The sequence below is a fragment of the Rhodococcus sp. T2V genome, assembly GCF_029269925.1.
Lineage (GTDB): Bacteria > Actinomycetota > Actinomycetes > Mycobacteriales > Mycobacteriaceae > Rhodococcus_F > Rhodococcus_F koreensis.
In genome coordinates, this window is the sequence record NZ_JARJBD010000110.1 from 1 (window position 1) to 12,650 (window position 12,650).

The following is a 12,650-nucleotide window of genomic DNA, read 5'->3' on the forward strand; positions in this document are numbered from 1 at the left end:
CGCCGTCCTTGTCGGGTTCGGCGATGTCGCTGGTGAACGCGACCACGCCTTCCAGACCGGGGTTGAAATGCTCCGGCCCATCGGGAATCCGGTTCGTGATTTTCGGTGGTGCGATGGTCATTGGGCGTCTTTCGCTCGTGTTGATGTGGGCGACTGATTCTGCGGCGCTGGTCGCTGTGCAACAGGTGTCACCTGCTGCTGTGCTCCTGCTCGTGGCGTGGGCGCGGTCTTGCGTGGCACCGCTCCGGGTTTGTCAGCGTGGTGACATGCGGATTGCGCCGTCGAGTCGGATGGTTTCACCGTTGAGCATCGGGTTGGAGACGATGTGCGCCGCTAGTGCTCCGTATTCGGAGGGGTCACCCAGGCGCGACGGGTGGGGGACCTGCGTTCCGAGCGATCTCTGGGCCTCCAGCGGAAGTGACTCGAGGAGTGGGGTCTTGAACAGTCCGGGGGCGATGGTGACAACGCGGATCATTCGCGATGCTAGATCGCGGGCGATGGGCAGGGTCATGCCTGCTACTCCACCTTTGGATGCGGAATACGCGGCTTGACCGATCTGACCGTCGAAGGCAGCGACCGAGGCGGTGTTGATGATGACGCCGCGTTCGTCGTTGATGGGTTCGGTCTGGGCTATGCGTTCGGCGGCGAGTCGGAGGACGTTGAACGTGCCGATCAGGTTTACCGACACGACTCTGGCGAAATCGTCGAGCGGAAAGGGCCCGGACTTGCCGACGGTCTTGATCGCGTTGGTGATGCCGGCGCAGTTGATCACCACGCGTATCGGACCCAAGGTTTCCGCCACATCGAGGGCGGTGGTGATGGCTGTTTCGTCGGTGACGTCTGCGGCAACGAATCTGACTCGCTCGCCGAGTCTTTCAGCTATCGACTCACCGTGTGAGGTGGGAAGGTCGACGATGACCACTGCTGCGCCTTCGTTGAGAAGTGACTTCGCTGCGGCCAGGCCGAGGCCCGAGGCACCGCCGGTGATTACGCAGGCACTGTCGGGAATGAGCATTGTTGCGTCTCCTGTTCTTGATCTGATCAGCGCGCCATCGGTTCCGAAGAACAGGTGACGGATGTGGTTGAGCGACGCGAAGGATCGGTTGCATCGGGCTGGATCGACGTGCTGGGTCAGGCGATGGACATCCCGCCGTCGACCGCGATTGTCTGTCCTGTGACGTATCCCGCGGCGGGGGATGCCAACCACAGCACTGTCGCGGCAAGTTCGTCGGGAGTACCGATGCGCCCGAGTAGCATTCGTGCTTGGAGGCTCTCCAGGTAGCCGGGCTTGTATTGTGCGGTCATCTCGGAGTCGAAGAATCCTGGGGCGACTGCGTTGACGCGGATTCCTTTCCGTGTGCCCCACTGTTGTGCGAGGTCTCGGGTGAGGCCGATGACGCCTGCTTTGCTGGAGCTGTAGGCAGCCTGTGGAAGTGCGGCCGTTGTCAGGCCCAGGATGCTCGTGATGTTGATGATGGCGCTGCCGGGCGTCATCACAGATGCTGCTGCTTGCGCGGCCCAATAGGTCCCATGGAGGTTGATCTCCATCACCGAGGTGAACTGTTCGGGTGTCTCCCGCAGCGCCGGCACTGCGGTTCCGATACCGGCATTGTTGATCAGCACGTCCACCCGGCCGAAGGTGTCGATCGCGGCGTCGATCATGGCCGTGCAGTCCTGCGGTGAGGTCACGTCGGTGAGCACCGGCAGTGCACGTCGCCCCCTCTCTTCGACCATGTTTGCGGTGGTGGCCAGTTTGTCGGCGCGGCGTGCGGCGAGGACCAGATCAGCGCCTGCCTCGGCGAATGCCTGTGCGAACGCGACACCTAGTCCTGAGGATGCCCCGGTGACGACGACTACCTTGTCGTCGAAGCGGAATTGCTCCAAGATCGACATTGACGAATTCCTTTTGTGGCGGTGTGCGGGTGGAAGCGCGTCGAATCACGAAGGCCGTGAGCACAGAGAGTCTTCGGCAATTCGGTCAGGATCGAGGTTCGAATGTGACTGTGCCATCCGAGATCGACAATGCGCCATCGGAGTCCTGGACGTCGAAGGCAACGGAATTCTCGGACAGGCGTGCGGCGCTGACCGTGAGGGTGGCACCGGGAAATACCGGTCCGGTGAAGCGGCAGCCGATGCCGGTGATCACCGCCCCTGTGGGGAGGGTGCCGGCACGAGAAATGGCGGACACCGCCCGGGCGAGTGTCTCGGTGCCGTGGAGGACGGTGTCAGGGAGCCCCGCGGCGTGGGCCACGCGGATGTCGGTGTGGATGGGATTCCAAATCCTCGCGCACTCGGTGTAGATGACCGCGTTCGTTGCGTGGACAGTGAACTTCGCGATGGGGGTGAGGTCGGTCCGGGATTGTCGGGTGACCTCGTGTGGATGGTCGGGTGTCTTGGATCCTTCGAGGCGCACGCCGCGGTAGAGCATGTGTAGGAGTGTCGTGACGAGTAACTCGCCATCTGAGGAGTAGGTCCGGAATCTGGTGGCGATGAGCGTTGCGTCGGTGCGGGCCTCAGCCAGGTACAGCTCGGCCTCGGTTCGTACCCGTTGCGCCGGGCGTAGGGGAGCGTGCAACCGCATCTGATGGGACACGTGCAGGCCGAGTCTCAGGGTGTTGACGGTCAGTTCTATTCCCGGCGCACCGTGTTCGACGAGCGGCCATTCGATGCAGACAGGAAAGACTGGATGACCGATGATTCCGTCGTTGTGTTCGAGGTCGAAGAACTCGGGTCGAGTGTCGCCGACCGATGCTGCGAAGGCTCGGAGCCATCGGTCGTCGATCTCGTGCTCGATCGTTCGGACGAGGCCGGGGGTGTCCGCGGGTAGCACGCGGATGATGCGATCCTCGGTGCTCACAGTGCGATGCCTCTGTCAGTGGGCTCGAGGGGGTGAGCGGCGTATGCCGGGTGGAGCCACGTGTCCTGGGTTGGGGTCGGTGTCTGATGGATTGGGCGGTTGCTCATGGTTCCCCCGGTTGTCAGGTGCTGAGGTGGCGTAGCCCGCGGGCTACGAGGACGCGGACGGCTTCGTCGAGGCCCAGCGAGTTGCGCTGGGCCATGTACCCGTCGGTGAATCGGGCGTCGACGCCCGCGAGGATCACCGCGAGTTTCATCGCGCCCATCGCGAGGTAGAAGTTCAGGTTGTCGAGGTTGCGGCCGCTGATCGTGGCGTAGTGTTCGGCGATGTCAGTGGCCGACATGAATCCGGGGTGTGCAGTGACTCCGAGGGCGATCGGGATCAGCGCGCGTTCGTGGTCGTCGAGGTCGTGCCAATAGGTCAAGGACAGTCCGAGATCGGCGAGTGGGTCGCCGAGAGTCGACAGCTCCCAATCCACGATTGCGTTGATGTGGGGCTCACGCCGGCTGAGGTCGAGGATCGTGTTGTCGAGGCGGTAATCGCCGTGAACGATGGCGACGTCATTCGTCGCGGGTATCCGTTCGTCGAGCTGGGTGAAAAGGGCGTCCATGTCGGGCAGTTCTCGCCGACTCGATTGCTGCCACTGCTGTCTCCAGCGCCGCACCTGGCGCTCGTTGAAGCCGTCGGGGCGGCCGAAGTTGCCAAGTCCGACATCGGCCGGAGTCAGGGAATGTAGGTCCGACAGCGCGTTGACGAGAGCTACAGAAAGGCGCCGACGTTGGGGGGTCGCCAGTGCCTTGGTGTCCTCCTGGGTTCGAAGCACTGCGCCGGCGACGTCGGACATCACGTAGAAGGTTCCGCCGAGGACGGAGTTGTCCGAGCACAAGGCGAGGGGTTCGGGTACGGGCACGCGCGTGGGATGGAGGGCGACGAGCAGGTTCCATTCGCGGTGCATGTCGTGGGCGCTGGGCAGTACGCCGCCGAGGGGCGGGCGTCGCAGGATGGCCGACTGGTCCTGGAATCGCAGTCGGTATGTCAGGTTCGACAGGCCTCCGGAGATGGGTTCTGCGTACCAGTCGGCGAGATCGAATCTGTCGCCGACGGCGGATCGGAGCCATTGGTCCACGGATGCCCTCGGAAGCCCGATGGCTTCCTCTAGTTCCTCTTCCACAGGGATCACCCTTCTGTAACTACTGAATGATCGGTACACTAAGCCGCGACGGCCTAGCTCGTCAAGGTTCAGAAGTCAGGCAAGCAAACTACTGTACGATCGGTACAGCGAGTCGAACGTAAGGAAGTCAACGTGAAAGCAGTACAGATCTCGACGCTGGATGGTCCCGGTGCGGTGGAGTTCGTCGATCTCGACGAGCCTGTGGCGTCGGTCGACGAGATCGTCATCGACGTGAAGGCTGTAGGTGTGAGCTTCGTCGACGCTTTGATGACGCGCGGCAAATATCAGGTACGGCCGGAGTTGCCGTTCGTGCCGGGAGTTGAAGTCGCAGGTCTCGTGCGGTCCGCTCCGGAAGGGGCGTCGGTCAAGGCGGGCGACCGATGCGCCGCGTACATCCCTCGCGGGGGTTATGCCGAGGTCGTGGTCGCCAAGCCGTCGGTGACGTTTCCGCTGCCGGACGAGTTGTCGTTCCACCAGGGCGCGGCATTCGCGATGAACTTCCAGACCGTGCATTTCGCGCTGGTGAGGCGTGGGCGTGTGAAGGCGGGGGAGCATGTGCTCGTGCATGGTGCTGCCGGTGGGGTGGGCACCGCGGCCATTCAGGTGGCGAAAGGCCTCGGTGCGACGGTGACCGCCGTTGTCGATTCCGATGCCAATGTCGCGGTTGCCGAGTCGGCGGGGGCCGACGCCGTCGTTGTAGCAGGTGACGGTTGGGTCGAGGCAGTCAGGACGGCTGCCCCCGAGGGCGTGGACGTGACGGTGGACCCGGTGGGAGGTGACTTCTTCGCTGACTCGATCCGGCTCCTACGTCGGGAGGGCCGGCACCTGGTGATCGGATTCGCCGCGGGAGGCATCCCCGAGATCGCGGTCAATCGCCTGCTGCTGAAGAATATCGATGTCGTGGGTGTGTACTGGGGCGGCTTCATCGAGCAGGAGGAGTCCATTGCGGCGGAGTCCGCCGCTGAGCTCACCCGGCTCGCGCGTGAGGGGTTCATCAGACCTGTCGTGGGAAACGTGTACCCGCTGGCCGACGCCGCGAAGGCGCTTGCGGCGATGGAGGAACGTACCGCTTCCGGAAAGGTGGTTCTCGCGGTCGATGTAGTGGACTAATCGATCAGAGTGCTCCGCACTTCTCCTGAATGGTGTAGGCCCGCGGACTGATGAACAAGCGAAGGGATTATCAAATGTCTGATGTCAAGCTGGGTAGTTCGACTCGTCGGACTACTCGCATCGGCGTGGAATCCAGGCAGCGCATCATGCATGCGGCGGCCAAGCTCTTCGCTGAGAACGGCTACCACGGCACCGGTGTCGAGGAAATCTCGAAAGAGACCCAGCTTGGCAAGGGCGCGCTCTATCACCACATCGGGAACAAGGAAGCAGTGTTGTTCGAGATCTGCCACACGCGGATGGCGGACCTGCTGACCCAGTCCGGGCGGGTGCTGGCGATGGACAGTAGCTACCAGGAGAGGTTCCGGGAACTGATGCGTGTGGCGTTGCGCAACATCGCCGACAACGTGGTGGAGTGGACGGTCTCGTTTCAAGAGTTCAAGGCCTTGACCGGTCAGCGCCGCGTCGTGATCCAGGAAGCCCGCGAGCGATACGAGAGCATGGTGGTCGAGGTGTTGGAGGGTGGTGCCAGGGCCGGTGAGTTCCGGGTCCTGGACCCGTTGGTCACCAAAGGTATTCTCGGTCTCTACAACTACTCGTACTCGTGGATCCGGCCAGACGGTGATCGGACTCCGGAGGAGATCGCGGACCTGTTCAGCGACTCGCTGCTGGAGGGAGTGCTCGAGCAGCGTGAGAGCTGAGAACACGAGGGCGGGCTGCCTGCGGTAGCCCGCCCTCGTGCGAACGTCGAAAAGGGAGGCCCCGGGCATGTCGCCCGAGGCCTCCTCTTCTTGCTATCGGCTAGCAGCCGGCCCGTCCGCAATCACCACACGGTTTCGAGCAGCTCGTACACCACCGTCTCGTCCACCGGCCGGGGCGACTCACGCACCACGATGTCCCCCAGCGTGGCCCGCGCCACGCCGTCCATCTTGTCGCGCCCCACCCCGAACTCAGAGACCCGGCGAGGGACCCCGAGTTCGTCGAGGATCCGCTCGAGCCTGTCGGCCGCCGGAAGGTCCTCGCCGTCACCTTGAACCTGTGCCAGCGATTGAGCCATGCGTGCCTGTTCGGCGGACGTCACCGGCTCGAGGAAACGCATCACGTGGGGGAGCATGATGCACGAGGTGACCCCGTGCGGGATGCCCACGGCACCGAGCTGGTGCCCGATCGCATGGGACAGGCCGAGCGAGACATTGTGGACGCCGATGATCGACATCCATGCAGCCTCGAGACACTTCAGGGCGGCGTCGTAATCGTGAGGATCCTTCGCCGACCGTGGCAGGTTTTCGGCCAGCATCGTCAGGGCACCATTCGCCAACGCCGTGGTGAAGGGGTGTGCATTCTTGGCGTAGGCCGTCTCCACCGCGTGGTCGAGCGCACGGACTCCAGTGGTGGCCCACAGGTCACGGGGGGTGTGAGCGCAGAACTCGGGATCGAGGAAGACGACCTGCGGTGTCGCTTCGAGATAGACGGTCAGATCCTTGGTGTCGCGTGTGTGGTCGACGGAGCCGGCGAAGCCGTCCCATTCCGCTGCAGACAGTGTCGTGGGCACGGCAAAGACTGGCATGGGTTTCCCGGTGAGGGGCTTCTGACGGATCGTGTTCGGGTATTCGAATACCAGGTAATTGCGGGCGAGGTCCTCGACCGATTCCGAACCTTCGCAGAGCCCAATCGCTGCCAGCTTCGCGGCGTCGACGGGCGACCCGCCGCCCACAGCGACGAATGCTTCTGCCTGCGCGGACTTTGCCGCGGTGATCAGGTCCACGATGAGTTCCACGGGATTGTGGGCTTTGACCTGGTTGAACGTCCCGACGACACGGTCGCCGAGGTCCGACGCCAGTGCAGCGAAGGCCTCACTTGATCCTACTGAGTGGCCCGTCACCAGAAACACACGCTTGAGGTCGCGGCGATCGAGTTCGGCGCCGATTTCGCGCACCGCGCCGACCCCTTGCACGACCGTCTCCACCCGCGGCATTTCGAATTTCACAATCTCCGGCATAACCAAACACTCCAAGTCTCTGTGCGTGAACGCATGGTTGCGTGACCAAAAATGTACCGTTCATTCAAGGGAGAGTCCATGATCTTCACCGAAAAACTGTGACTCTTGACACGAACGACGGTTCGTGCGACCGTACTGATCGGTCCACTCGCGTGGGTGGTCATGAGCGGGGGCTAACGGCCAACTGGAGGAAATGACGTGTTCAAGAGAGCGGCTCTCGTGGGAGCCATCGCCATAATGTTCGGAACAGTGGGATGCGGTTCCGATGCCGGCGGGACGAGCTCGGGCGCGGGCGACAGTGAGTCCGCGAGGGCCTTCCTCGCACACGCTCAACAAGTGGCGAAAGCCGCGGCGGGCGAGATTCCTCTGACGGTGCCGACAAGTGGACCGCCCGCAGTCAAGGACAAAACGATCGTCACGATCCCATGTTCAGCTGCCGCGCAGGGCTGCAAGTTCGCGGTCGACCAGTTCGCAGAAGCCGCCCACGCCATCGGCTGGAAGACAGTCATGATCGACCCGGCCGGCGACCCCGCCAAAATGGCCGATGCTGTCAACCGCGCGGTCAGCATGAACGCGGACGGAATCTTCACCGTCGCGATCGACTCCTCCACGATTCAGGCCCCACTCAAGGCGGCGGGCGACGCCGGTCTCGAGACCATCTGTTTCTCGTGCATCGACGAACCGGGACTGCTGGTCGACGAACTTCCCGCGGCCGCCCAGCACGAGCAGGACGGTTACGCGCTCGCTGCCCAGGCCTTCATCGACAGTGGCGCGAACCTCAAGGCAATCCTGCTGCAAGACAGTGAGTTCGGAAACACCATCCGTCGCCAGCAGGGAGTCCTGAAATTCATCGACGAGTGCAAAACGGCCGGAGCCAGCTGTGAACTGGTGGGACAGCAAAACTTCCTCGTCCAAGACATCAGTACGTCACTACCCAAACAGACCATCGCCCTGCTCCGGAAGAACCCGGGATGGAACGCGTTGTTCGCGCCGTACGACGCACCGTTGACGTTCATCCTTCCCGAACTGCGATCGGCAGGACTGGTGCAGGATGGCCAACGCGCATACGGCTTCGACCCCATCGACCTCAATGTCAAGTGGATCCGCGACGGCGACGTCGAGGCCGGAACCGTGGCCTCACCGTACAAATGGATCGCCTACGCGGGCGTCGATCAATTCAACCGAGTATTCGCCGGCGAACAACCAGTCGACCAGGGCGTCAAGGACAAGCTCGTGATCAAGAGCAACGCACCCGGTGAAGGCGAGACTTATCTCGGAGACACCGACCCCGCCGCCGCGTTCACACAACTGTGGGGTGTCTCATGACCCCGGACCCGGCGGTGAGCGGAGTACACGCCGTCGAAATCCGCTCATTCTCGAAGACCTTCCCCGGCCAGCGGGCACTCACCGACTTCGATCTCACGCTCAAGCCCGGCGAGATCCATGCCCTCGTCGGTGAGAATGGATGCGGCAAGTCGACCTTCATCAAATGCCTCTCCGGCTACCAACTCCCGGACCGGGGTGCCGAACTGACTGTCGACGGTCGAGGACTTGCGATCCCGTACACCCCAGTCCACGCCGTGGAACGAGGACTGGTCTTCGTGCACCAAGACTTCGGGATCGTGCCGACCCTCAGCGTCATGGAGAACATCGCACTCGGTGCCGGGTTCGCCACCAAGGGCGGGCGGATTCAGTGGCGGACGCAAGCGAAGAAGGCAACGGAGGCGCTGGCGATACTCGGACGAGAGGACATCGCACCCCACGCGCCGGCCTCCACACTGTCAGCGAGCGAGCACGCGATTATCGCGATCGCGCGGGCACTGGCGAGCGCGCGGGATGGCGCGAGTCTCATTGTGCTGGACGAACCCACGGCCGCTCTGCCCCAGGCAGAGGTGGACGCCCTGTTCCAGGTGATCCGACGTCTCGCGGAGCAGGGGACGGCCGTGCTCTTCGTGTCCCACCGTCTGCAGGAAGTCTTCGATGTCGCTCACCGTGTGACGGTGCTCCGCGACTCCAGGAAGGTCGGCACATTCGACATTGCCGACCTGGACGAACGCACTCTGGTGCAGAAGATCGTCGGTCGTGACCTGGTCACTCTGTACCCCGAATCCGCACCGAAGGCCCGGGAGAGCGTGGTGCTCGAGGTCGAGGGGCTCACCGGAACTCGGGTGTCGGACGTCTCGTTCACCGCGCACCGCGGTGAGATCCTCGGACTTGCCGGCCTTCAAGGATCGGGTCGTAGCGAAATCATCCGGCTACTCTTCGGCCCGCAGCAACGCCGAAGCGGACGCATTCGACTCCACGGCCAGGACGTGTCCTTTCACCAACCTGCGAGCGCCATCCAGGCTGGTATCGCCCACGTTCCCGAGGACAGAATCCACCACGGTGTGTTCGGGCGCATGACGGTCGCGGAGAACCTCTCACTGCTCACGGTCGGCCGCTACTGGAAGCACGGGCGGATTCAATCGGGTCCCGAGAGGAACCGCGTTCGAGAACTCATCGAGTCGTACGACATCCGCCCGGGCAACGCCGCGCAGATGATGGGCCGACTCTCCGGCGGCAACCAACAAAAGGGCGTCTTGGCCAAGTGGATCGAGATCAGCCCCACCATTCTCCTGCTCGATGAGCCCGCACAAGGCGTCGATGTCGGGTCCAAGAGCGACATCTACCACCTGATCGAACAGTGGGTCGCCGAGCACGGCTCCACCGTCATCATGGTCAGTTCAGATTTCGAGGACCTGAACGCACTCTGTCATCGAGTGCTGGTACTTCGGGACGGGCAGCTGGTGGCAGAACTCGAGAACGAATCGAAGACGGTCGATCGAATGGTCGAACTCGCATACTTGAAGGACGCGGGATGAACACACCACAGACGGATACCACGACGTCACCGGATTCGGCCGACTTCACGGTCGAACCGCGTCCACTCGCGCGCACTGCACCGATCCCCACAGGTACTCGCGCCGCCCAATGGGCCCTACCTGCGATCTTGCTGGCGTTCATCGCTCTGTTTTCCGTGCTGCAACCTGCAACCTTCGCGACTCGGGGAAACTTCACCACCCTCCTCGGATCCGAGGCGGTGCTCATACTGGTCGCGCTGGCGGCGATGCTTCCGCTCATCGCGGGGCAGTACGACCTGTCGGTCGGTGCCAACATGGGCATGGCGTCGATTGCGGTTGCAATGGCGACGAGTGAACTTGGTTTCTCGACCGGTGCGGGTATCGCGGTCGCGATCGTTCTGTCGACCCTGCTCGGGTTCGTCAACGGCCTCTTGGTGGCCAAGATCGGCATCAGCTCATTCGTGGCGACCCTCGCGGTCAGCTCCCTCTTGTCAGGCATAGTCATCTGGAGCACCGACGGAACGGTCATCGTGGACAACATCCCGAGCACACTCACCGACATTGGGCGCAGCTCCATCCTGTACATCCCGATCCCATTTCTCCTGGTGATCGTGATCGCGCTCGTGATGGGGTACATCCTTCGGATGACCCCGACCGGACGGTATCTGTACGCGATCGGCGGCTCCAGTGAGGCCTCACGCCTATCCGGGTTGAGCGTGGATCGCCTGACCATCACCACTTTCGCGGCCTCGGGATTGCTGTGCGGAATCGGCGGCGTCCTGCTGGTCTCCAAGCTGGGATCGGCCAACCCCACCACCGGGCCGGAGTTCCTGCTACCGGCCTTCGCGGCCTGCTTCCTCGGCGCCACATCCATCCGACCGGGCAGCTTCAACGTCACCGGCACAATCCTCGCGGTCCTGGTGCTGGCCGTCGGCTCGACCGGATTGCAGCTGATCGGTGTGCCGTTCTACATCGAACCGATCTTCGCTGGCGTCGTGCTGCTCATCGCAGCTCTCGTCACTCGCTTTCTTCGAAAGGAACAGTCGTGACCACGGATCCGCGAATCCCCCCTCGCGACAAACTCGTCCTGCGGTACCTGCTCGAACGTCGCGCCTTCGAAGATCCGGACAAGGTCTTCGTCATCTTCGACGGGGGCCCGACCTGGACCAGGGCGGAATTGCTGCAGAACGTGCGACAGACAGCGGCCTCGCTGGAGTCCATCGGAGTCCGTCAGGGTGACAACGTCGTGTGTTGGTTGCCCAACGGCCCCGACGTCCTGCGCTTCTGGTTCGCAATCAACTATCTCGGCGCGGTGTTCGTGCCGATCAACACCGCCTACCGGGGCGGCGTGCTCTCGCATGTGCTCACCAACTCCGATGCGGAGATCGTCATCGCCGACGCAGAGTTGCTGCCGCGCCTGAACGAGGTCGACGAACGTGGCAGAATCCGCCTCGCAGTACAGGTCGGCGGCGGTCGAACCACCATCGACGGAATCACGATCGTGACTGCCGACGAGCTTGCGGACGTCGGCGGCGAGCCATCGGAACCGGTCACGCCGATCGAGCCCTGGCATACCCAGGCAATCTTGTACACATCTGGCACCACGGGTCCGTCCAAGGGTGTCCTGTCCTCCTACATGCAGGCCTACGCCATGTTCGGACCGGACACGATGCCCATTATGACGGCCGATGACCGTTTTCTGATCAACATGCCGGCCTTCCACGTAGGTGGGGCGACGCTGCTCTACGCGATGCTCATCAACGGCGGGTCGGTCGCGGTCGTCGACAGGTTCAGCGGCGAGCGCTTCTGGAGCCAGATCCGCGACACGCACAGCACGATGGTGTTCCTGCTCGGCGTCATGGCCAACTTCGTTGATCGCCGCCCACCCCGAGACGACGACGTCGACAATCCGTTGACCAAGGTGTTCATCGTCCCTCTCCTCGACGACATCGCGGCCTTCTCGGCTCGATTCGGTGTCGACGTCTACACGATCTACAACATGACCGAGCTCTCGGCGCCGATCATTTCCGGTCCCAACCCCACCCAACACGGGACCTGCGGCAAAGCACGCCCCGGCGTCGAGATCAGGCTGGTCGACGATGCCGACCGGGAGGTACCAGTCGGTGAAGTCGGTGAAATCATCATCCGCACCGATACCCCCTGGGCGATGAACCACGGCTATTTCCAGATGCCGGAGGCAACAGCCAAGGCCTGGCGCAACGGGTGGTTCCACACCGGCGACACCGCACGGCGAGATGCCGAAGGAAACTACTACTTCGCCGACCGGCTCAAGGACGCGATCCGCCGACGAGGCGAAAACATCTCCTCGATGGAGGTCGAAGCCGAGATCATGGCGCATCCGCAGGTCCGTGAGGCGGCAGTGATTGCGGTCGCCAGTGAGATCTCCGAGGACGAAGTGATGGCAGTCGTAGCCCCCGTCCCCGGCACCACGCTCGACCCCGTCGCGCTGATCCGATTCCTCGAACCCAGGATGGCCTACTACATGATTCCCCGATACATCCGCCTGGTGGACGAACTACCGAAAACCCCGACCGCCAAAATACAAAAAACCTCCCTTCGCGAGTGGGGCATCACTCCGGACACCTGGGACCGGGAAGCCGCGGGCATCAAAATCGCACGCTAAGACCGACTCCCACGGCGGATCACAGAGGTCGA

11 protein-coding genes are annotated in these 12,650 nt (G+C 63.0%); 6 read left to right on the forward strand and 5 right to left on the reverse strand.

All coding sequences use genetic code 11. The annotated features are described in order from the left end of the window. Window positions 1–253 precede the first annotated feature (253 nt). From P3H15_RS46160 to P3H15_RS46175, 4 genes are all read right to left on the reverse strand, one after another. Complete coding sequence (locus P3H15_RS46160; RefSeq protein ID WP_276143445.1) at window positions 254–1,015, reverse strand: 3-hydroxyacyl-CoA dehydrogenase; 762 nt, start codon at window positions 1,013–1,015, stop codon at window positions 254–256. 116 nt (window positions 1,016–1,131) lie between these two features. Next, window positions 1,132–1,893 carry an SDR family NAD(P)-dependent oxidoreductase gene (locus P3H15_RS46165; protein WP_276143446.1) on the reverse strand — a complete coding sequence of 254 codons (762 nt, stop codon included), beginning with the start codon at window positions 1,891–1,893 and terminating at the stop codon, window positions 1,132–1,134. An 85-nt stretch (window positions 1,894–1,978) separates the two neighbouring features. Then, complete coding sequence (locus P3H15_RS46170) at window positions 1,979–2,857, reverse strand: MaoC/PaaZ C-terminal domain-containing protein (RefSeq protein WP_276143447.1); 879 nt, start codon at window positions 2,855–2,857, stop codon at window positions 1,979–1,981. A gap of 121 nt (window positions 2,858–2,978) precedes the next feature. Beyond that, window positions 2,979–4,028, reverse strand: a complete 1,050-nt coding sequence (locus P3H15_RS46175) for a phosphotransferase family protein (RefSeq protein ID WP_276143448.1) — start codon at window positions 4,026–4,028, stop codon at window positions 2,979–2,981. Between the two features lie 132 nt (window positions 4,029–4,160). Here P3H15_RS46175 and P3H15_RS46180 point away from each other — a divergent pair, with 132 nt between their 5' ends. Next, entirely contained in the window at window positions 4,161–5,138 is a 978-nt protein-coding gene (locus tag P3H15_RS46180) for an NADPH:quinone oxidoreductase family protein (RefSeq protein ID WP_276143449.1), read from the forward strand. A 125-nt stretch (window positions 5,139–5,263) separates the two neighbouring features. After that, a complete protein-coding gene (locus P3H15_RS46185; protein WP_276143450.1) occupies window positions 5,264–5,836 on the forward strand; it encodes a TetR/AcrR family transcriptional regulator in 573 nt (190 codons plus the stop codon). Window positions 5,837–5,958: 122 nt separating this feature from the next. Here P3H15_RS46185 and P3H15_RS46190 read toward each other — a convergent pair whose 3' ends face one another. Beyond that, on the reverse strand, window positions 5,959–7,134 hold the full coding sequence (locus P3H15_RS46190; protein ID WP_276143451.1) for an iron-containing alcohol dehydrogenase: 1,176 nt from the start codon (window positions 7,132–7,134) through the stop codon (window positions 5,959–5,961). 336 nt (window positions 7,135–7,470) lie between these two features. On the opposite strand from P3H15_RS46190, the gene P3H15_RS46195 reads away from it, so the two are divergent. From P3H15_RS46195 to P3H15_RS46210, 4 genes are read left to right on the forward strand one after another with little or no spacing between them, the layout of a single operon-like run. Next, entirely contained in the window at window positions 7,471–8,460 is a 990-nt protein-coding gene (locus tag P3H15_RS46195; protein WP_276143452.1) for a substrate-binding domain-containing protein, read from the forward strand. Beyond that, window positions 8,457–9,995 (forward strand): sugar ABC transporter ATP-binding protein, encoded by a 1,539-nt coding sequence (locus P3H15_RS46200; RefSeq protein WP_276143455.1) that lies wholly within the window; start codon window positions 8,457–8,459, stop codon window positions 9,993–9,995. Before P3H15_RS46195 ends, P3H15_RS46200 begins: the two co-directional genes overlap by 4 nt. After that, window positions 9,992–11,023, forward strand: a complete 1,032-nt coding sequence (locus tag P3H15_RS46205; protein ID WP_276143457.1) for an ABC transporter permease — start codon at window positions 9,992–9,994, stop codon at window positions 11,021–11,023. The genes P3H15_RS46200 and P3H15_RS46205 overlap by 4 nt, the downstream gene beginning before the upstream one ends. Beyond that, window positions 11,020–12,618, forward strand: coding sequence for an AMP-binding protein (locus tag P3H15_RS46210; RefSeq protein ID WP_276143458.1), 1,599 nt, complete (start codon window positions 11,020–11,022; stop codon window positions 12,616–12,618). The genes P3H15_RS46205 and P3H15_RS46210 overlap by 4 nt, the downstream gene beginning before the upstream one ends. Window positions 12,619–12,650: the final 32 nt, after the last annotated feature.

Excerpts from the sequence above, each read along its gene's own strand:
- P3H15_RS46160 (WP_276143445.1), bottom strand. The coding sequence starts at position 1,015 with ATGCTCATTCCCGACAGTGCCTGCGTAATCACCGGCGGTGCCTCGGGC.
- P3H15_RS46165 (WP_276143446.1), bottom strand. The coding sequence starts at position 1,893 with ATGTCGATCTTGGAGCAATTCCGCTTCGACGACAAGGTAGTCGTCGTC.
- P3H15_RS46190 (WP_276143451.1), bottom strand. The coding sequence starts at position 7,134 with ATGCCGGAGATTGTGAAATTCGAAATGCCGCGGGTGGAGACGGTCGTG.
- P3H15_RS46200 (WP_276143455.1), top strand. The coding sequence starts at position 8,457 with ATGACCCCGGACCCGGCGGTGAGCGGAGTACACGCCGTCGAAATCCGC.
- P3H15_RS46205 (WP_276143457.1), top strand. The coding sequence starts at position 9,992 with ATGAACACACCACAGACGGATACCACGACGTCACCGGATTCGGCCGAC.